Source organism: Hymenobacter jeollabukensis, from assembly GCF_005771675.1.
In the GTDB taxonomy this organism is placed as follows: domain Bacteria; phylum Bacteroidota; class Bacteroidia; order Cytophagales; family Hymenobacteraceae; genus Solirubrum; species Solirubrum jeollabukense.
Genome location: NZ_VAJM01000009.1, coordinates 237,389 through 256,574, shown reverse-complemented (window position 1 = coordinate 256,574; position 19,186 = coordinate 237,389). Strand labels below are relative to the sequence as shown.

Annotated in this window: 17 protein-coding genes and 1 riboswitch; of the genes, 3 read left to right on the top strand and 14 right to left on the bottom strand. The window is 65.6% G+C overall.

The window, feature by feature from the left end; all coding sequences use genetic code 11:
* Nucleotides 1-15 precede the first annotated feature (15 nt).
* The gene (locus FDY95_RS26395; RefSeq protein ID WP_171025731.1) at nucleotides 16-2,277 is read right to left on the bottom strand and encodes an OmpA family protein; all 2,262 of its coding nucleotides are present in this window, start codon (nucleotides 2,275-2,277) and stop codon (nucleotides 16-18) included.
* Nucleotides 2,278-2,576: 299 nt separating this feature from the next.
* Between FDY95_RS26395 and FDY95_RS17970 the strand changes: the two genes are divergently transcribed.
* On the top strand, nucleotides 2,577-3,203 hold the full coding sequence (locus tag FDY95_RS17970; protein ID WP_138079866.1) for a NifU family protein: 627 nt from the start codon (nucleotides 2,577-2,579) through the stop codon (nucleotides 3,201-3,203).
* A 206-nt stretch (nucleotides 3,204-3,409) separates the two neighbouring features.
* Here FDY95_RS17970 and FDY95_RS17965 read toward each other — a convergent pair whose 3' ends face one another.
* The 9 genes from FDY95_RS17965 to FDY95_RS17925 all read right to left on the bottom strand — a co-directional run bounded on the left by FDY95_RS17965 (nucleotide 3,410) and on the right by FDY95_RS17925 (nucleotide 15,287).
* Nucleotides 3,410-3,997, bottom strand: coding sequence for a hypothetical protein (locus FDY95_RS17965; protein WP_138079864.1), 588 nt, complete (start codon nucleotides 3,995-3,997; stop codon nucleotides 3,410-3,412).
* Nucleotides 3,998-4,406: 409 nt separating this feature from the next.
* Nucleotides 4,407-5,321 carry a DUF5777 family beta-barrel protein gene (locus FDY95_RS17960; RefSeq protein WP_246074070.1) on the bottom strand — a complete coding sequence of 305 codons (915 nt, stop codon included), beginning with the start codon at nucleotides 5,319-5,321 and terminating at the stop codon, nucleotides 4,407-4,409.
* Nucleotides 5,322-5,354: 33 nt separating this feature from the next.
* Nucleotides 5,355-5,954 carry a YceI family protein gene (locus FDY95_RS17955; RefSeq protein ID WP_138079863.1) on the bottom strand — a complete coding sequence of 200 codons (600 nt, stop codon included), beginning with the start codon at nucleotides 5,952-5,954 and terminating at the stop codon, nucleotides 5,355-5,357.
* 23 nt (nucleotides 5,955-5,977) lie between these two features.
* A complete protein-coding gene (locus FDY95_RS17950; protein WP_138079862.1) occupies nucleotides 5,978-6,379 on the bottom strand; it encodes a c-type cytochrome in 402 nt (133 codons plus the stop codon).
* Nucleotides 6,380-6,440: 61 nt separating this feature from the next.
* Nucleotides 6,441-8,174: a hypothetical protein gene (locus FDY95_RS17945; RefSeq protein WP_138079861.1), complete on the bottom strand. Its 1,734-nt coding sequence runs from the start codon at nucleotides 8,172-8,174 to the stop codon at nucleotides 6,441-6,443.
* Nucleotides 8,149-8,757, bottom strand: a complete 609-nt coding sequence (locus tag FDY95_RS17940; RefSeq protein WP_246074069.1) for an RNA polymerase sigma factor — start codon at nucleotides 8,755-8,757, stop codon at nucleotides 8,149-8,151. The genes FDY95_RS17945 and FDY95_RS17940 overlap by 26 nt, the downstream gene beginning before the upstream one ends.
* A 359-nt stretch (nucleotides 8,758-9,116) precedes the next feature.
* Entirely contained in the window at nucleotides 9,117-12,134 is a 3,018-nt protein-coding gene (gene secDF / locus FDY95_RS17935) for a protein translocase subunit SecDF (RefSeq protein WP_138079860.1), read from the bottom strand.
* A 181-nt stretch (nucleotides 12,135-12,315) separates the two neighbouring features.
* Nucleotides 12,316-12,684 carry a hypothetical protein gene (locus tag FDY95_RS17930; RefSeq protein WP_138079859.1) on the bottom strand — a complete coding sequence of 123 codons (369 nt, stop codon included), beginning with the start codon at nucleotides 12,682-12,684 and terminating at the stop codon, nucleotides 12,316-12,318.
* A 170-nt stretch (nucleotides 12,685-12,854) separates the two neighbouring features.
* Entirely contained in the window at nucleotides 12,855-15,287 is a 2,433-nt protein-coding gene (locus FDY95_RS17925) for a TonB-dependent receptor (RefSeq protein ID WP_246074068.1), read from the bottom strand.
* A 59-nt stretch (nucleotides 15,288-15,346) separates the two neighbouring features.
* Nucleotides 15,347-15,450: riboswitch (TPP riboswitch) on the bottom strand.
* A 369-nt stretch (nucleotides 15,451-15,819) separates the two neighbouring features.
* Here FDY95_RS17925 and FDY95_RS17920 point away from each other — a divergent pair.
* Nucleotides 15,820-16,056: a hypothetical protein gene (locus tag FDY95_RS17920; protein ID WP_138079858.1), complete on the top strand. Its 237-nt coding sequence runs from the start codon at nucleotides 15,820-15,822 to the stop codon at nucleotides 16,054-16,056.
* A gap of 4 nt (nucleotides 16,057-16,060) precedes the next feature.
* On the opposite strand, the gene FDY95_RS17915 is transcribed toward FDY95_RS17920, so the two are convergent.
* The 4 genes from FDY95_RS17915 to pnuC are packed head-to-tail and all read right to left on the bottom strand — an operon-like array spanning nucleotide 16,061 to nucleotide 18,578.
* Nucleotides 16,061-16,477 carry a GNAT family N-acetyltransferase gene (locus FDY95_RS17915; protein ID WP_138079857.1) on the bottom strand — a complete coding sequence of 139 codons (417 nt, stop codon included), beginning with the start codon at nucleotides 16,475-16,477 and terminating at the stop codon, nucleotides 16,061-16,063.
* Nucleotides 16,478-16,480: 3 nt separating this feature from the next.
* Entirely contained in the window at nucleotides 16,481-17,362 is an 882-nt protein-coding gene (locus FDY95_RS17910; RefSeq protein ID WP_138079856.1) for an aldose 1-epimerase family protein, read from the bottom strand.
* On the bottom strand, nucleotides 17,359-17,940 hold the full coding sequence (locus FDY95_RS17905) for an AAA family ATPase (protein ID WP_138079855.1): 582 nt from the start codon (nucleotides 17,938-17,940) through the stop codon (nucleotides 17,359-17,361). The genes FDY95_RS17910 and FDY95_RS17905 overlap by 4 nt, the downstream gene beginning before the upstream one ends.
* A complete protein-coding gene (gene pnuC, locus FDY95_RS17900; RefSeq protein WP_171025730.1) occupies nucleotides 17,940-18,578 on the bottom strand; it encodes a nicotinamide riboside transporter PnuC in 639 nt (212 codons plus the stop codon). Before pnuC ends, FDY95_RS17905 begins: the two co-directional genes overlap by 1 nt.
* A gap of 197 nt (nucleotides 18,579-18,775) precedes the next feature.
* Between pnuC and FDY95_RS17895 the strand changes: the two genes are divergently transcribed.
* Entirely contained in the window at nucleotides 18,776-19,102 is a 327-nt protein-coding gene (locus tag FDY95_RS17895) for a rhodanese-like domain-containing protein (RefSeq protein WP_138079853.1), read from the top strand.
* Nucleotides 19,103-19,186: the final 84 nt, after the last annotated feature.

Genomic DNA, 19,186 nt, shown 5'->3' with positions numbered 1-19,186 from the left:
AAGGGGAAAGGCGGCTCAGCGCTGCAGAATGGCAAATTCGACGCGGCGGTTGCGGCGGCGGTTGGCCTCCACGTCGTTGGCCGCTATCGGGCGCGTGGGGCCGTAGCCCACGGTTTCGAGCCGGTCGGCGGCCACCTGCTGGCGGATCAGGTACTTTTTGATTTCGGCCACGCGCAGCTCGCTCAGCAGCTGGTTTTTGGCAGCGTCGCCCTGGTTGTCGGTGTGGCCTTCCAGGCGAATGCGCAGCGTGGGGTTGTCGCGCAGCGTCTGGGCCAGGCGCTTCAGCTCGGGGAAGGAAGCGGGCAGCAGCACCGGCTTGCCCTGCTCGAAAAACACGTTGTTGAGCACCAGCCGCGCCGCGGTGGGCCGGGGCGGCGTCAGCGGGGCCACCTTGGCCGGGGTGCCGACCGAGGCGGCGGCCACGGCCACCGGCGCGGCGGCCAGTGGGGCCACCTCGGGCAGCACGGGCAGCAGGTACAGGTCGCGGCTGACTTCGCCGGTGGCGGTGGCGCCCAGGTCCAGGTTGTCGGAGGCGGTGAGGTAGCCCGTGGCCTCGGCCCGGAAGCCGTACTGGAGGCCAGCGGGCAGGGCTATTTCGAAGGTACCGGCCGCGGTGGCGGGCACCTCGCCGGCCTGCCGGCCGTCGGGCAGCTGCTCGTAGCGCAGCTGGGCGCCGGGCACGGGCTGGCCGGTGCGGGCGTCGAGCACGCGGCCGCGCACCAGCACGGTGGCCGTGGGGCGCAGGGCCGTCGGCAGGGCCATCCGGTAGATGTCGCCCAGCATGGTGAGGTTGTCGACGCTGGCGAAGTAGGCGAAGTCGCCGGTGGCGGTGGTGGAGAAGTCGATTTCGCTGAGTGCGGAGTTGACGGCCGGCCCCAGGTTCAGCGGCTCACTCCAGCGCGCCCACGAGTCGTCGAGCCGGCGGCTCACGAACACGTCGAAGCTGCCGTAGCCGGGGTGGGTATCGGAGGAAAAATAGAGCGTCTTGCCGTCGGGAGCCAGGAAAGGCGTGGTTTCGTTGCCGGCGGTGTTGATGGAAGCTGGCAGCGGCACCGAGGGCGACCAGTGCCCATCGAGCAAGCGGCGGCGCAGGTACAGCTCGGTGTTGTTGAGGTCGGAGGCCAGCACCGCCGAATGCACCAGTACGGTGCCGCTGGCGTCGAGGGCGCCCGACTGGTTGCGCACCCCGAACGCGGGCTGCTGGCTGTCGTCGGCGGCGGGAATGAGAGCGGCCGGCATCGTCCAGCTGCCATCGGCCTGGCGCTGGCTGTGCGAGTAGCCCATGCCGCCGCCCCGGCCTTCGGGGGTGTAGAGGCCGCCCAGCAGCAGGCTTTGCCCGTCGGGCGACACGGCCTGCGGGTAGTTGGATACGTCGTTGTTGATGGGGTAGCCCAGGGCGCGCACGGGGCCCCAGCTGCCATCGGCCTGCCGCTCGGTCACGTAGCTGTCCGAGTTGTAGCCGGTGGAGCTGTCCACGGCCTTATTGTCGCCCATAACGCGGGCGAAGTACAGCCACCGCCCGTCGGCCGATACCCGGGGCGAGCTTTCTTCGCGCTCGGTGTTCAGACCCGGCGCCGTGAGCCGCTCCCGGCGCAGGCCGGCGGGCAGGTTGGGGGCCAGGTTGAGGTGGTATCGATGCAGGATGCGCAGGCGGCGCAGGGTGATGAGGGAGCCGGGGTTTTGCACCGTCAGGCCCACGTTACGGCCGGGGGGCGGGCTCCAGGGCTGCTGCCACACCTGGGTGCCGTCGAGCCAGTACTGCACCGCGTCGCCCCGGCGCGCCACGCGCAGGGCGTGCCAGTCGGGCGCGGCGGCCGGCCCGGGCAGGGCACCGCTGGTCAGCTTGGTCCATTGGCTGCCCCGGCGCAACTGCCACACCGAAAAGCCGGGGCTGCCGGCATTGGCCAGGTCGAGCTGCAACAGGTTGAACTCGTTGCCCTCGGCGGACGACTGCCCGCCCCAGTAGAATCCGATGGAGCCCTGCCCGCGCACCTCTGCTTCGAGCACGAAGTCGGTCTGCTGGTTCAGGGCCGGGCCGGGCGGGTTGGTAGACTGGTTCACCAGCGTCGGCTGCGCGGCCGTGAAGCGCATGGTGTAGCCCTCGGGCCCCAGCGCGAGGGAGTTGTTCTGAAACTGCCCCAGCAGGTAGTGGTCGGGCGGCGGATGCTGAAAGGTTTCGTCGCAGAGCACATCCAGCGGGGGCGTCTGGGCATACGCCGGCGCGGCCGCCAGCCACAGCACCCCCAAACAGCAGAAGAGCAACGAAATTCGGGTCATCGGGGAGATGCTAGGAAATATTCCGGCCACCCGGCCACCACGGCCTAGCCACAGCCTCCGCGCGGCGGGTCAGCAGGCCGAAGGGCAACAGCAGGCGGCGCCTCATAGCAACCGGGCTCGGGCAAAGGCCAAAACTACCCGCTGCGGCGGCCTCGCCGCCATACCCGCCAGCGGGTATTTTCGCCTACCGGGCGGCCGCAATCTGTTACTTTTGCAACCGCGGGCCGGCAGTTGCGGTTATACACCAAATCCGCTTCCTTGCGGCTCCCTCTTCGTCTCTAAGCAGCACAGTCTCAACCATGAATACTACCGCCCCCGCCGGCTCGGTGTCCATCTACGCCGAAGCCTCCCCGAACCCCGAGTCGATGAAGTTCGTGCTCAACACCCAGCTGCTCAGCGACGGGGTGAGCGTGGACTACCCCGATGCCGAAGCCGCCGCCAACTCGCCGCTGGCCCAGGAGCTATTCAAGTTCGACTACGTGAGCCGCGTGTTCCTAGCCCAGAACTTCGTGACGGTGACCAAGTCGTCGGACCTGACCTGGACGCACCTGATTCCGGAGCTGCGCACCTTCCTGAAGTCCTACGTGGAGTCGGGCGGGCCCATTTTCCTCGTCGACCCCGTGACCGAGCACCGCGCCGCCCAGCAGGAAGCCGCTGGCGCCGCCGGCTCGGCCGAAGACCAGGCCACGGCCCAGAAAATCATCGACTTGCTCGACAACTACGTGCGTCCCGCCGTGGAGCAGGACGGCGGCAACATCACCTTCAAGAGCTACAACGAAGGCATCGTGACGGTGAACCTGCAGGGCTCCTGCTCAGGCTGCCCCTCGGCCACGGTGACGCTGAAATCGGGCATCGAAAACCTGCTCAAGCGCATGGTTCCCGAAGTGAAGGAAGTAGTGGCCGAAGGCGTCACGGCTTCGTTCTAACGCCTGATTCCGACTTTTCTCCGTTCAGCAACAGCCCCGGTCACGTGACCGGGGCTGTTGTCGTTTATGAGCGGGCCAGATTGGTTACGGGTCGTCGAACGATGTGGAAACGCAAGGTTGCGTCTCGTCGTGGAACGATTCATGCGTGAACAATTCCCACGCGGCGCGGGCGACGACACGCAATTATACCTCTCTACAATAGGCCGTTAGTTGGCCAGGTCGAACACTTCCCCGCTCTCCAGCTCGTAGCGGAGCAGGCCGGCGCGCTGGTCCCAGTAGGCCGCCCGCAGCTGGCTACCGCGCAGGTAGATGGCGTTCTGCCCATTGCGGATGGCGTAGGCCGCGGGGAAGCTGCGGCCGTTGCTGAGCGTCACCGGGGCCGGCAGCAGCTTGAATACCTTGCCGCCGGGCACGTCGCTGTTGTCGCCGAGCAGGCCGGCCAGGTTAAACAGCAGCGTGGCCGGGCGCTCGGGACTGGTTTTGTCCAGTTGCAGCGACCAGCTGGGGTTTTCCGGCCCGCCGTGGTTGGTAGCCGATTGCAGCACCAGCGTCAGGCGCAGGGGCTGGTACTTCCCGGATTCCAGCTTGTTGCAGTCCTGGTTGCTGCGCATTTCCTTGAGCGGCTGCATGGTCAGCACGTTGGTGGCGCCGCGGTTGCTGCGAAACGTAATCTGCTGACCGGGCCGGTACACCTCCACCCAGGCCCGCTCGTCGGGCGTCGGCTCGACGGGCACACAGTCGCCGCAGCCCGTACTGGCTATCAGCGGCGCGAGAAAGGAAAGCAGCTTGCGCATGGCGTCGCGTTGGCGCTATGTCCCACCAACCGTTCAGTTTAACGGCCGGGTGGCTTCTGGTGTTGGGCAACGCCCCGCTTGCCCGCACTACCGGCCGCGTCTCCCCACGTGTGGCGGCCCCGCACCCAGCCGCGCCAAACGCAGAAATGCCCGGCCAATCGACCGGGCATCCTGGCATAATGGGGAAGCTCCGTTGCCGGCGGCGCGGCCGCTACCGTCGTGCGTTAGGACATCCGCACGCCTCCTCCATTGGCGCGGCCGGACACCCGAAACGGAGCTTCCCGTTTGGCAACCTGTAGCGCGAACCGCCGGCCCGGCCGGCTGGCTCGCGTGGGGGCAGCCCGGCCGACACTCGGATTACAAACCGGGCTGCCGCTCCCGAACCACTGGTTCGCGCTACAGGATTGGTTTACTGCTTTTTGTGATTCAGCCCGAAGGAGCGGCTGATGTTGAAGCCAAAGAAAATGTCGCCCTTGAAGAAGTTACCGGTGGTGCGCGGAATGAACAGCGGGTCCACCATGCCCTGGGCGTTGGTGAAGTGCAGCTGAAACACGTGCCCGCCGGTTTCGATGTCGAAGCCCAGGGCCAGCGGGTTGTGCGTCTGGTTGGCCGTGGTGCTCGACAGCACATAGTAGTACTCGGCCGTGAGGGCAATGCGCTTGGTGAGCTTCTGCCGCACGGCCCCGCCCACGGCGTACACGTCGTTGTCGTCGCCGGGCAGGGGCACCAGGTTGCGGTGTACCAGCGTAGGCATCAGCTGGGCCGAGAGGCCGGGGCTGAACTTGCGCGCCACCAAGGCTTGGTAGCTGTAGGCCATGCGCGAAGAGGTGCTGCGGTCGGCCCCGACGGGGAATTTCAGCGTGGTGATGGTGCTGGTGGCCAGCAAGGTCACCGTTACGGGCACGGCGTGGGGGCCGGAGTGTTGCCGCAGCGCCTTGTACTTCACGAAGCCATCGAAAGTCTTGTCCATGGAGCTGCGGCCGATGCCCACGGCCAGCCGGTCGTTCAGCCCGTACTCCAGCCCGAGGCGGATGGTGGCCTGGTCGAGCCCGAAGAAGTTGTAGGCGCCGCTGTTGAGCTGCCCGAAGCGGTGCCCGATCAGAAACTGCATGGAGCCGCTGGCCGGCGTTTCGATGGACTGCCCGTTGACGATGCGCGTGCCCTTGAAGGTGCCGGTGGCGAAGTCGGGCTTGGCCTCGGTGGTGGATTGCTGCTCCAGCTGCTGCAGCAGGTCGTCCTGGGCGGCGGCCGTCAGGTGCAGGCCCAGCAGCAGGGCTCCGCTCAGCAAAAGCCGCCGCAGCGGCGTGGGGTAAAGAGTAAGCATACGGAGGAGGTGGTGGAGGAAGAAGGCGGGTTATCAGGGCCGGGCCGGCGGCGTGGCTTGCTGCTGCGACACGGGCGGGGCAATCTGCGGGGCGCACACGGCGTACACCGTAATGTCCACCGTCTTGGCAATGTGCTCCTTGATCAAGCTCGGAATGTCAATCTTGTAGTCGGCCGGGGCTACCGAAAACTTGGCCTTGGCCACCAGTTGCTTGTCGATAAACTCCAGCGTGCCGGGCACTTTCACGCGGCGCTTCACGCCGTGAATGGTCAGGTCGCCCTCCACTTCCACCGGCACGATTCCCGCCGTGGGCATGCCGCTTTCCGGAATGCCCAGCAGCCGGCCGCTGAAGGTGGCGCGCGGGTACTTTTCCGATTCCACGAAGTTTTCGTTGAAGTGCGCCTGCATCAGCCCGTCGGGAAACACGAATTCCTTCATCGTTGCCACGAAGGCCATCTGCTGACTGAGCAGGTCGATGGCGGCCGTAACCTGGGTGTTCTTGGCCGAAATGTCTTCCAGCGGGGCATCGGAGAAGAAATCGATGCTGGCCGAGCGCGTGGTATAGCGTTGCTGGGCCGAGAGGGGCGCGGCCAGCAGCAGGGTAGCGGCCAGCAGGGTGAAAAGGCGTTTCATGGTTGGTGGAGGCTTGGGTAGGATTAATTATCGGGCATGCCGGCGCGCACCCAGATCTTCACTTTATTGATGTCGCAGGCCCCGAGCATGGGCTCGTCGTCGGGCATGGCCGGGTAGCCCGGCTTGTGCTGAATCACGCCCAGCAGCTGCCCGGTGCGGCCCAGCGTCTGCACGTCGTGGTGCGAGGTGACGACCACCCCGCTCTCGGCGCGGGTGGGGCCGTGGCAGCGCTGGCAGTGCTGGGCCAGCAGCGGGGCGATGGTGCCGCGGTAGGTGACGCTGACGGTGTCGCAGCTGATTTGCTCGCCCGCGAACAGCTCCTGCTCGTTCTGGTACGAGCAGCTGCTCACGCCCAGCGCAGCACCGGCCGCCAGGGCCACTGCCGCCGCTAGGCCAAGCACGCGGGGTATTTGCCGTGAAAACATGGTATGGTGGAGGAAATGTAGCCCGGACCAGTGGCCCGCGCCCGGTGGAGAGGATGAGAAGTTACAAGCCGTACTTGAGGCCGAAGAACACGCCGCCGCTGCTCAGGCGCACCTTGCCCGCCCCTACCCCGCCCAGGGGCAGCTTCACGTAGGGCTCGGCCTGCAGGGCCCAGCGTAGCGAAAGTTGGCGCTCCAGCCCGGCCGAGAGGTTGACCACGCTGAAAAGGTGCTTGCTGCCTTTTTTCACCTGCCAGGTGCGGCTGTAGGAGGTACCGTAGTTGTTGTAGTGGTAGTAGTACTGCTCGTCGCGCATCAGCAGCGACGACAGCCCCGCGCTGACGAAAGCCCGGTAACGCACGCCCTGCATGGCATCGAAGCGCAGGTTCACCGGCACGTCGGTAATTCGGCAGGTGCCTTCCACGCGCGGAATGGTGTACATCGGCGGCCGGGGCCAGGTATAGTCGGAGCCCCGCGCCTGGTAGTATTTCATCGAGCTGAGCAGGCCCACGTTCAGGCGCAGCCGCGGCAGCAGCAGGTATTCCACCTGAATGCCCGCGCTGTGGCCTGGCCGCTCGAAGCCGGCGTTGCGCACGGTGGTCAGCTCCGGCGCGTACAGCCCAGTGATGAAGATGCGGCTGGGCACGAACGGCCGCGGGCGGCGCCGCACGATGCTGTCGGCCGGCAGCGTAGCGGGCAGTTCCTCGGCGGGCATCGTCAGCAGCGCCGTCGTCAGCGGCCGCAGCGCGTCGGCCGTCAGCCCGGCGCCTTCGTTGTTGGGTTGGTCCGCCCCGGCAGTCGTAGTGCCGGTAGCGTTGCCCCGCGTCGCGGCAGCGGCTGGAGCAGCCAGTAGTGCCGATTCAGAGGCGGGCTGTAAGGCTCCTGCCTGATTGCTGCTGACAGAAGGCAGCGGCAGCAAGCCCGTCGAAGCCGAAGTGCCTTGCCCGCCTTTGGAACCGACGTTGCGGTTGGTACGGCTGGCGGCCTTGCTCCCCGTCCCGGCTTCAGCGGCAGCCGGTGCCGAACCATCGTTCAGCGCGGCAGCCGTGGTGGGAATCGTATGCTCAGACCACCGGGCGCTCATTTCACGGCTGGCAGCGGCACTAGCCGCCGGATGCTTCGGACGGGCGGTTGCCGCCGCCAGTAGCGCCGCGTTCAGCTTAGCCTGGCGCCGGCGGCGGTTGGGCGTCCGGCCGGCTGCCGACCTGGTAGCTGCCTCGCCGGCTTCCGTCGTCGCACCTGGTTCATCAGCGGCCAGAGCCCCCGCGGTCAACGGCACGCGGCGCGTTTTGCGGCGCGAATTTGGCCCGACGGCCAGCTCCGCGGGTGCCGACACGGCCGGATCGGCAGCATTTACCGGCGGCTGACCTGGTGCCTCGGTCCTCGTTTCAGCCGGTTCAGCGGTCTGGCTGGCAGCGGCGGTTGCGGCGGCCACCTCAGCGGCGGGGCTCAGCTTACGCGTCGTGCCGGCTGCTGCGCCGGGGCGAATCGGTGCCGATGCATCATTACCCGGTGCGGCTGCATGTCCCACCACGGCGGCAGCGGCCGGAGCGGCGGTTTCCGATAGCGGCAGGTATTCGCGGTAGCCGCCCCAGATGAGCAGCAGCACCGCCACGATACCGATTTCGGCCGCGAACAGGCGGGCCACCTTGCGGTTGACCAGCTGCTGCACGTGGGCCTCGTCCAGCTTCTGCTCCATGCGCGCCCACGCCCCCAGGTTCAGTTCCTCGGGGTAGCGCTCGGCGCCCTGCCGAAACAGCGCATCGAGTTCTTCATCCGATAGATCCGGCGTATGCATGGTGGCGGTTTTTAAAGAGCAAGGTTTTCAGGTGGGCCCGGGCCTTGGAGAGGTTGGACTTGGAAGCCCCCACCGAAATGCCGAGCTGGCTGGCAATTTCCTCGTGAGTGTAGCCGTCGATGACGTAGAGGTTGAACACGGCCCGGTAGCCGGGGGTGAGCTGACCGACCAATTCAATGATTTCGTCGTAGCTCAGCGCGTCGAGGGCGGTGTAGTGGTCGTCGGCGTACTGCAGGGCCGGCGTGTCGTCGATGGACTGCTGCAGGCGGTGCTTGCCGCTGGCGCGGTACTGGTCGATGGCGGTGTGAATCATGATGCGCTTCAGCCACCCGCGGAAGGTGCTGGTCAGCTGGTCGTATTTCGTCGTGTCGAAACGCGTCACGTCGCGGAACACCTTCATGAACCCGTCGTTGACGGCTTCCATGGCTTCGTCGCGGGTGCGGGCGTAGCGCAGGCAGATGCCCATGGCGTAGCTGTAGTACAGCATGTAGAGCCGGCGCTGGCTGCCACGGTCAGCCCGCTGGCAGCCGCCAAGCAGGCCAAGCAGCAAATCGGGGTCGTGGTCGGGCTGAGCGGAGGACACGGCGGTGGGAGAAGTTTACAGCTGGCAACTCGCAGGCTGCTGGACAAATGGTTGCTTGATAATTCCTAAAATTCCCGAAAAGCCATGTAGCTACATGAAATTCAGTGACAACCGATTTTCAGGGAAAGCACCAGCCGACAAAACCAGTGGAAATCAACTGATAACTAGTATCCACCGCTTGTCGGCAACCTTCATAGTTAAATAAAATATTAGCGGATGTCAATGTCTGATTAAGACTTTTAATCCTGACCTTGACATACCCACAAAACAAAACAGCCCGACCTGTTGAGGTCGGGCTGCTTGCCGAATCGTTCACGAAATCCGTAGAATCCGCAATAATCCTTCTGAATCCGTGGTCCTTATTGCAGGGCCGTCGACAGCTTGGGCGCGGCGGCGTCGGTCGGAGCGCCGGGTTCCGAGCCTTTGCCTTTGGCCTTGCCGGCCGAGGTGTCGAGAATGAGCGGGGCGGCAATGAACAGCGAAGAGTACGTCCCGATGATCATACCCACAATCATGGCGAAGGAGAACGAGCGCAGCGTCTCGCCGCCGAAGAAGAAGAGCACCGTCACTACCATCAGGATGGTCGTGGCGGTAATCATCGTGCGGGAGAAGGTGCTGTTCAGGGCCGGGTTCACCACCTGCGCGAAGGTCAGGTTGGGGTTTTCCTTGAGGTACTCGCGAATCCGGTCGTAGATAACCACGGTGTCGTTCATCGAGTAGCCGATTACCGTGAGCACGGCGGCCACGAATACTTGGTCGATTTCCAGGTTCATGCCCAGGGCCCGCGCAATCGGGTAGCAGGCAATTACGAACAGCGCATCGTGGAACAGCGCCACCACGGCGGCCATCGAGTACTGCCACTTCTCGAAGCGGAAGAGTACGTACACGAAGATGGCCAGCAGGGTCAGGCCCAGGCTCAGCACCGAGGTTTTCTTGATGTCGTCGGCAATGGTAGCGCCCACTTTCGAGGTGCTCTGCACCACCGGCGCGTCGGCGGCGTACTGCTGCAGGCCGCGGTCGAGGGCGGCGCGCACTTTCTGGTCGGCAGTTACGCTCTCGTCATCGGCCAGGTAGCCGGTGGTGATGCGCAGGCGGTCGGGCGAGCCGTAGGTTTTCACCTCGGTACCGGCATCCTGGAACACCCCGTGCAGGTGCTCCCGCACGTCGGAGGCCACCATTTCCTTGTTGAAGTCCACCACGTAGGCGCGGCCCCCACGGAAGTCCACGCCCAGGTTCGGGCCACCCTGAATGAACATCAGGATAAAGCCAATCACGATGATCGACGACGAGAGGGCGTAGGCTAAGTAGCGCTTGCCCACGATGTCGAAGTTCACGTTCTGGAACAGGTTGCGCGAGAGGAAGGTCGAGAAGGTGATGCGGGTCGTTTCCTTGCCCTTGATCAGCCACTCGATGATGAGGCGCGACACGAAGAAGGCCGAGAGGAACGAGGTGAACACGCCGATACCCAGCGTCACGGCGAAGTTCTGCACCGGACCCGTGCCGAAGAAGCCCAGGATGATGGCAATAATCAGCGTGGTGACGTTGGTGTCGAAGATGGCCGTGAAGGCGCGCGAGTAGCCCTTGTTGATGGCGTCCTTGTGCGAGAGGCCGTGGTTGAGCTCTTCGCGGATCCGCTCGAAGATCAGTACGTTGGCGTCCACCGAGGTGGCAATGACCAGGATCATACCGGCAATGCCGGGCAGGGTGAGAGCGGTGCTGAACTGAGCCAGTACGCCCAGAATCAGGAACATGTTGAAGAGCAGCACGGCATCGGCGACCAGACCGGCGCGGCCGTAGTAGAAGGCCATGAACAGCATGATGACGCCCAGACCAGCCAGCGAGGAGTACAGGCCCTGGTTGATGGCTTCCTGACCGAGCGAGGGACCCACCACGGCTTCTTCCACGATGCGCGTGGGGGCCGGCAGCGTACCCGACTTCAGCTTGGTAGCGAGGTCCTGCGCTTCGTCGATGGTGAAGGAGCCCGAGATGCTGGAGTTGCCCCCGGCAATTTCGCCGTTGACGCGCGGGGCCGACTGCACCTGGTCGTCAAGCACGATGGCCACCTGGCGGCCGGCGTTGGCCCCGGTCAGCTTCTGCCACTTCTTGGCGCCCGAGGGGTTCATCTGCATCGATACCTCCGGCTGGCCGCTCTGGTCGTAGTCCTGGCGGGCGTCGGTTACCACTTCGCCGCCGATGGGGGCCTGCTGGTCGCGCGACTTGCGGATTGGGTAGATGGTCAGCATCTCTTCCTTGCCAATCACGTCGGGCTTGAAGCTCCACAGGAAGGTCAGGTTCGGGGGCAGCGCGGCGCGCACTTCGGGCGAAGCCAGCAGCTTGTTGACGCGGGCGGTGTCGCGCAGGCGGGCGCCTAGGGTGCCGGGGCCCACGGCCGTCAGGTAGCGGAACAGGCCCTGGCCCTGCTGGGCGGCGGCGCTGGTGTCCTTGGCGGCGGCTTTGGCGTCCTTGGTTTTGTTGGCCAGCTTACCAGCCAGCGAAGTGGTGTCGGCGGCGGCGGTAGCAGCGGCAGCGGTGGTGTCGCCGGGGGTGGCGGCAGCCGTGGTGGCGGTGCCGTTCTTAGCGGCTTTCTCCTGGGCAATGACCAGCTCGTTGGCCTGGGTCAGGAACGGCCCGATTTCGTCGATGTTCCACACTTCCCAGAACTCCAGCTTGGCCTGGCTCTGCAACAGCTTGCGGATACGGTCGGGGTTGTCGACGCCGGGCATTTCCACCTGGATGCGGCCGGTGCCCTTCACGCGCTGAATGTTCGGCTGGTTCACGCCGAACTTGTCGACGCGGGTGCGCAGGATGGTGAAGGCGCGGGTAATGGCCTCCTCCACTTCCTGGTCGATGGTGCGCAACACTTTCTCGTCGGTGGTGCCGGCGTCGATGTTGCGGCTGCGGTTGGTGGTGTTGGCGAAGATGCGGGCCAGCCGGTCGCCGGGGGCCACTTCGCGCCAGGCTTGACCAAACAGGGCCGTGAACGAGGTGCTCGGGTTCTGCTTCTGCAGCTCCTGGGCGCGGCGCAGGGCCTGGTTGAACTTGGCATCCTTGGAGTTGCCGGCCATGGCGCGCACAATCTCCACCGGCGACACTTCCAGCGTCACGTGCATGCCGCCCTTCAGGTCGAGGCCGAGGCCCAGCTCCGAGGCGCGCACGTCGCGGTAGGTGTAATCGGCCCCGAGCACGCTGGTGACGGGCGCCCGCCACACCGAGTCGAGGTAGTGCTGGCGCTGGGGCTGGTTGACTTCACCGTTGTGGGTGGCGTAGCGCACGGCATCGGCCTGCACCCGCCGCGAGACGAACGTGAAGTAGAGAAAGTAGACGCACAACGCCGACACGATAAGCGTCAGCGCAATGACTATACCTTTATTACGCATGAAAAAAGGGGTAAATGAATTGCGGGGTTGGGGTGCGGCCGATGAAAGTCATCGACTGCGGCGGCTACGCGGCCGCCTCTTCGGCTGACGCAGGTCAGAAAACCTGCTTCCGTTTTTCGGCCATCCGCTCAGGCTTCGCCTAAAGCCGGGGCCGGCGCGCCCAATGCGGCGCGCGGCCGCCCTAGGGCGCGTGCGGCGACAGCGCCGCTTCCAGCAGGCGCGTGCGGAACCAGTCGGGTACGGCCGAGGGCCGTACGGCGGGCGCGGTGGCCCGGAACCAGGCAATTCGGGTGGCGGCCGCAGGGGCCGCGGGCTCCCAGGCTTCGGCGGCGGGCTGCAGCCAGGGGCCGAGTTGGCTCGTGGCTTCCAGCATCACCTTCTGCTTCACCACCGTGCCCTTGGGCGCGCCCGTCACCCGCGCCGGCGCGCCAGCCTTGGCCGCGACGCGGAAGGTGGCTACGGCCTGGTTGTTCAGCCCGACGACCAGCAGCAGGGTAGCGGCCAGCAGACTGAAGCGCAGACGGGGCAATATGGTGGTGAGAAACAGCACGATGCAAAGCGGGGGCTACAAATATAGTTAATCCCGCCGCTCAGGGAAAGAGGTTTTGCCTTCGGCCGGGGCCGGAACTGGATTTTTGCCCGCCGGATAGCACCCAAAGCAAAAGCCCGGCGCATCCATTTGACGCGCCGGGCTCTGCAATTAGCGGCCTGGTTCTGAATCTAGAACTTCACGCCCACCGAAGCCAGGAAGTTGCGCGTGGCCTGGGGGTAGTAGTAGTTGTAGCTCAGGCGCTGGCCGGCGGGGTCGAAGTTGCCGAAGGTATAGCCGTTGTTCACGTACTCCTTATTCAGCAGGTTGTTGACCAGCAGGCCCAGCTCCAGCTCCCGCATCCACGAGGGGCGCAGCGTGTAGCGCAGGCGCAGGTCCATCACCTGGTAGGCCGGAATGCTGCGGGCCGCGCTGGCCGAGTTGTCGAGGTACTGGCGGCTGACGGTTTTGTAGAGCAAGGCCAAGCGCAGGCCTTTCAGCGGCTCGCCCTCCACCGTGCTGGCCGATACCACCGCAGGCGAGTAGGAAATGGTGGAGTTGCGGTACGTCAGCTCGCGGGTGTCGAGCAGGTTATAGTCGTCGTCGTACACGTACACCGTTTCGAGGTAGTTGCGCAGCTGGTTGCGGCTCAGCGTGAGGGTGCTGCTCAGGGTAAGGCGGTTTTGCAGCAGCCCGGCGGCCCCAGTCAGCTCCACGCCCGTGCGGAAGCTGCGCGGGATGTTGGTGCGGATGGCCGAGCCCACGTCGTTCAGCTGCCCGGTGTTGACTAGCTGGTTGCGGTAGTCCATGTAGAAGTAGTTCACTTCCAGGCGCAGGCTGGTACCGCGGCCCAGCCAGGAGTCGGTGGCCTGGGTGAGGCGGTAGCCCGCTTCGAAATCGGTCAGGTGCTCGGCCTTGGCGCGGTCGGTGGTGGGGCGGTCGGTGAAGTCGGAGCGCACCGGCTCGCGCTGGCCCACGGCCACGCTGCCGTAGAGCTGGCTGCCCGTAGCCAGGTCGAAGGTGGCGCCGGCCTTGGGGTTGAAGAAGGTGTAGCGGGCGTGGGTGGTCACGTCGCGCTTGTCGTCGTCGAGCCCCCGAATGTCGTAGCCGATGTGGCGCACCTGCGCGTCGCCGTACACGCCCAGGCGTGGCAGCACCTGCCAGGTGGCGCGGGCGTAGGTGTTGAAGTCGGTCTTGGTGGCGTCGTTGAAGTAGTAGCGGTGGCGAATGGCACCGTTGGAGGCGTACTGCGCCCAGATGACCTCGCCGTAATGGTCGCCGTCGTAGCGGTTCCAGGCGCCGCCCACGGTGGCCTGCAGCCGGTCGTTGTGGCGCGGCTGGTAGTTCAGGGCCACGGTGCCGCCGTAGAAGTAGTTGTCCAGCCACTTGCGCCGGATCAGGTCGGTGTACTCAATGGTGGTATCACCCAGCACCACCGGCGCCAGCCCGTAATCAGCCAGTGCCCGGTCGGTTTTGTATTCTTCGTAATAGCCAAAGCCGCGCGTCAGGTGCAGGGCCGCCGCCAGGTTCCAGTCGGCCCCGATGCCCTGGGCCAGGTGCAGCTGGTAGTGGTTTTGCTGGTAGTTGTCGGTCTGGTTGTCGTAGGTGAACTCGTTGTAGCGGCGGTTGGTTTTGAGCAACTCCTCCGGCACGCCGTTCCAGGCCTGGTAGGTTTTCTCGCGGCCTGAGAAGGTGATGAACTTCAGCAGCGTGCTGCCGCGCTGGTAGCCCGCCGCGAAGTAGTACGACTTCAGGTCCGACGAGGCCCGGTCGATGTAGCCCTCGGAGGCCAGGCGCGAGAGGCGGCCGTCGAAGGTGAAGTACTTGCCCACCAGCCCGGTGCCGAACGAGACGTTGTTTTTCCAGGTGTGGTAGGAGCCGAAGCTGTTCTGGCTTTCGGCGTAGGCCTCGCGCCGCTGGGCCAGGGTGCTCAGGTTCAGGCTGGCCCCGAAAGCTGCCCCGCCGTTCTGGCTGGTGCCCACCCCGCGCTGAATCTGCAGGGAGGTCGTCGAGGAGGCCAGGTCGGGCAGGTTCACGAAAAACGCCCCATGCGACTCCGCGTCGTTGAGCGGCACCCCGTTCACCATCACGTTGATGCCCTCGATGCCCGTGCCCCGAATGCGCAGGCCGGTGTAGCCGATGCCCGTGCCGGCATCGGAGCTGGTCACGACGGAGGGCGTCTGGTCGAGCAGGTAGGGAATGTCCTGACCGAAGTTGCGCTTCTCCAGGTCTTCCTTGCTCAGGTTGGTGTAGGCCGTGCCGGTGCGGTCGTTGGCGCGGCTGGCCGTTACCAGCGCCTCGCCGGTGAGCACGCTGCCGGGCTGCAAAGCCAGACTCAGCTGCTGGGCGCCGGGCTGGCCCTGCACCGAGCGCGTGGCCGCGTCGTAGCCCACGAAGGTGATGCGCAGCTCGTGCGCGCCGGCCGCCACGGCCGGCACCTGGTACGCCCCGCTGGCGTCGGTGGTGCCCACGGCCGTGCCGTCGAGCAGGATGGTGGCCCCGGGCAGGCCCTGTTGGGTGCGGCCGTCGGTGACGGTGCCGCTGACGGGGCCCTGGGCCCACGCCGCGCCGATGGGCAGGCACGCTAGCAGCGCTGCCCCCGGCAGATTCGACAACTTAAACAAGGTGTGAATGGAAAAAAATGGAACGAAGCCACACCCCAGGGGTCGGAGTCATGGTTTGCTCGCTCGCGGACCGTTTGTTCCCTTCGTCGGTATTAGCCGAATCAGGTTCAATGGGTATCATCTCAGCTTTGCTGCGTACGGCAAAGCACCCCTAAACGCGGCGCAAAGGTAGCGGCGGGCGCGGATTGCCGCAACTTTTGGGTTTCCATCCGGAAAGCGGCGGGGGTAAGCAGGACCGTCCTGCTGAGCCCCGCGAAACATCTCTACCGCTTCATCTGGATTGTTCCGCGAGGCGGCAGGGCTGCTTCGCGGGGCTCAGCAGGACGTCTGGTATTGTCCCGGCAGACTTGCCATGACCACGCCTGACGCAGCTCCAATAGTTAGGATAACCCACTACCCTTAAGTATATTACCTGTGACGCCGCTCCCCCGCAAAAAACCGGGTCCGACCAAAACCAGGCCGGCCCTTGTCCCGTTACCAGCTACATAGCCGACGCCGTGGCGCCGGTTGTCACCCCAGCCCGGAAACCGCCATGATTAGCCTTATCTACTCCCTCGTGGTCCTCACCATTCTGGCCTACTTCATGGTGATGCCGCGCCCCACGCCCTACCGCCCGCCCGCCACCGACAACGACGACGACGGCGGCGAACCGCTCGACGACGGCCTGCCCGACCTGGACTTGCCGCCGGGCATCTCGCGCCCCATCAACGACTGGGAGCCCGACTACAACCGCCGCCCGGTGCGCCCGCGCGAGCCGATGCTGCTCTAAGTTTTCAGCCCGCCGCCGGCAGCGCGCAGCTCATGCGCACGTAGGGAATCGGGCCTTTGTAGAACGGCTCCCCCTCCACACCGAAGCCGAACTTCTGGTAAAAACCGGCCTTCTCCTGCCGGGCATCACAACACAGCCGCCGGGCCCCATGCTCGGCGGCTTCTTGCATCATGTGCCGCAGCAAAGCCGACCCGATGCCCCTTCCCTGCCACGCGGGCTCGGTGGCAAACTTGCGGAAACGCGCCACTTCGCCGTCGACGAACAACGACACCACGCTGCGCAGCTGCCCGTCCTCGAACGCGCCGTAATGCCAGCCCGCCGCATCCTCGGGCAGCTCGACGTAGGCCGCCGGCTGGTCGGGCCAGAGCACGCGGTGGCGTAGGTCGTAGGTAGCGGCGGCGGGAATGAGGCGGATTTCCACCGCTTACTCGGCGCTGATGGTGTAGGCGGCCCGGAACGAGGCGCCGGGCGCCAACGTCAGAATACCTTCCTTGTCGGCCAGCTCGGCGGGGTCGCCCACGCTGCTGGCAATGCCGTGCCAGGGCTCGATGCACACGAACGGGGCACCGGGGCCCTTGGTCCAGAGGCCGAGGTAGGGAAAGCCGTCGAACTGCATCTGCACGGCCCGGGGGCTGCGGCGGCTCACCAGGGCCAGGCGGGTGAAGTCGTAGTGCTTCAGCACCAGCGCATCGTGGGCAAACAGCTCGTAGCTCAGCGGCAGCTCCTGCCCATTGGTCGGCACGGCTTCGGTCTGGCCGTTCAGCAAACCGCCCTGCAGCAGGTGGCGCTCCAGCTGCACCGGGTGGTCGAAGCGGAAAGCGTAGTCCTCGAAGGTTTCCTCGGGCAGCAGCGGGCAGCGGAAGGCCGGGTGCGCGCCGATGCTGAAGAGCAGCTCCTGGTCGGCGGCCGGGTTGCGCACCTCCCAGATAACGTGCACGGTGGTTCCCTGGAGCCGGTGCGTGATGGTCAGCTCGAAAGCGAAGGGAAACGCCTGCTGGCTTGCGGCGTCGTCCGTCAGGCGCAGCTGCACCTCGGTGGCCGACGCGCGCACCAGCTCGAAGGCCCGGTCGCGGGCGAAGCCGTGCTGGGACAGGCGGTAGGCCTGACCCTGGTGGTAATACGTATCCTCGGGCAGGCGGCCGACGATGGGAAACAGCACCGGCGCGTGGCGGGCCCACACCGCCGGGTCGGCTTGCCAGAGGTATTCGAGGCCGTCGAGGTCTTTGCGCACGAGGCTGCTCAGCTCGGCGCCGTGCTGGTTGACGCGCACGCGGCACTGCTCGTTTTCGAGGAAATAGGCGCTCATAAGGGTAGTTGAAACGGGTCGCGGCCGGGCAGGATGGAATCGGGCACGCGGCCCAGCAGGGTATCGACCAGGAAGCAGGCTTCTTCCAGGCGGTGGGCCGCCGGGCCGCTGATTTCGGCGAAGTTCGAGAGCTGCCCGTTCAGCTCGCGGCGGTACAGCTCGTAGAAATACTGGCGCAGGTGCGGATGCTCGCGGCGCGGGTCGGGCTCCCAGGGAATGTCGGTGCCCAGCAGCAGAATCAGGTCGTAGCGGTGCTGCTCGATTTGCTCGCGCACCCAGTTGGGGCACTGCCCGAAGGCATGCTCGGCCCATACCTTGATGACCAGCAGCTCGGTGTCGCAGAAGATGACCGGCAGGCCGCGGGCTTCGGCTTCGGCCACGGCGGCTTCTTCGGCGGCCAGCTGCCCGCGGGCAATGGCTTCGAGGTCGTCGGGGGTGTAGTCGAGGCCGATGCCGTGCTGGTCGAGGTACTCGCGGGCGTATTCGGGCACCCACAGCGTGCCGTAGCGGGCAGCCAGCTGCTGGCTAAGCGTGGTTTTGCCCGTCGATTCGGGACCAGTGAGGGCAACGCGCAGCATCAGCGGGTGGGTGGAGTAGCGGTGTCGAAGGCGGGAGCGGCCTGGGCCTGGCGCATCAGTCGGCGCCACTCCCAGTAGCCGAAGGCGGCAATGCCGAGGTAGAGCAGGTACAGCCCGCTGGTGGCGTGCAGGCTCTTGACCCAGTACATCGGCACGTAAATGATATCAACCAGAATCCACAGCAGCCAGTTTTCCAGGCGCTTGCGCGTCATCAGGTACTGGGCCATCAGGCTGATGGCGGTGGTCAGCGAATCGAGAAACGGCAGCGCGGCGTCGGTGTGATGGGCCAGGTAGTAGCCGAAACCGCCGGTGTAGCAGGCCCCGGCCAGGGTCAGCCACAGCCACTCCCGCGCCGTCGAATGCGTCACGACCAGGGCCGTGTGCGCCTTGCCGCCGCGCAGCCACTCGTACCAGCCGTACACGCTCATGGCAATGAACACGAACTGCAGGTTGCGGTCGGAATACAGCTGGGCGCGGTGAAACACCACCACGTAAAACGCGCAGCTGACGATGGCTACCGGGAAATTCCAGATGGTGCCCACGGCCGCCAGCACCACGCAGGCCAGCCCGGTGGCAAAGGCCGCCCACTCCAGCGGGCCGGTGCCGGCCACCGCGGTCAGAAGGTCATACCAGGACAAAACAGAGAAACGAAACGGTGGACGGAGCGGGCAGCCAACGCGTGGCGCCGTCAAAGCTAACGACTCCGAAGCTACTTTTGTCGGTGAAATGGCGAGATGGTGAGCTGGTGAGTGCCGTCCTGCTTGCGCGAAACGCGCAGCACCGCACCTCCCGAACATCAACGCCCCATTTCACCATCTCGCCATTTCACCGCCGCATGTCCCTGCCCGAACTCACGCCCGAACAACTCCGCGACCGGCTGGCCGCCGGCGAAACCCTGCAGCTGGTGGACGTGCGCCAGCCCGAGGAGTTTGAGTACTGCCGTATCGCGGGTAGCCAGCTCATTCCGCTGGGCGAGCTGGCCCGCCGCACCGACGAAATCAGCCCCGAGCAGCCGGTGGTGCTCATCTGCCACCACGGCGTGCGCTCCATGCAGGCCCTGGCCTACCTGCAGCACCGCCACGGCCTGCAGAACCTGCTGAACCTGCGCGGCGGCATCCACGCCTGGTCGGTGAAAGTCGACCCGCAGGTGCCGGTGTATTAATTAGTGAAGTGGTGAGATGGTGAACTGGTGAGTGCCGTCTACCAAGCCAGAACGTCAACTCACCAGTTCACCATCTCACCACTT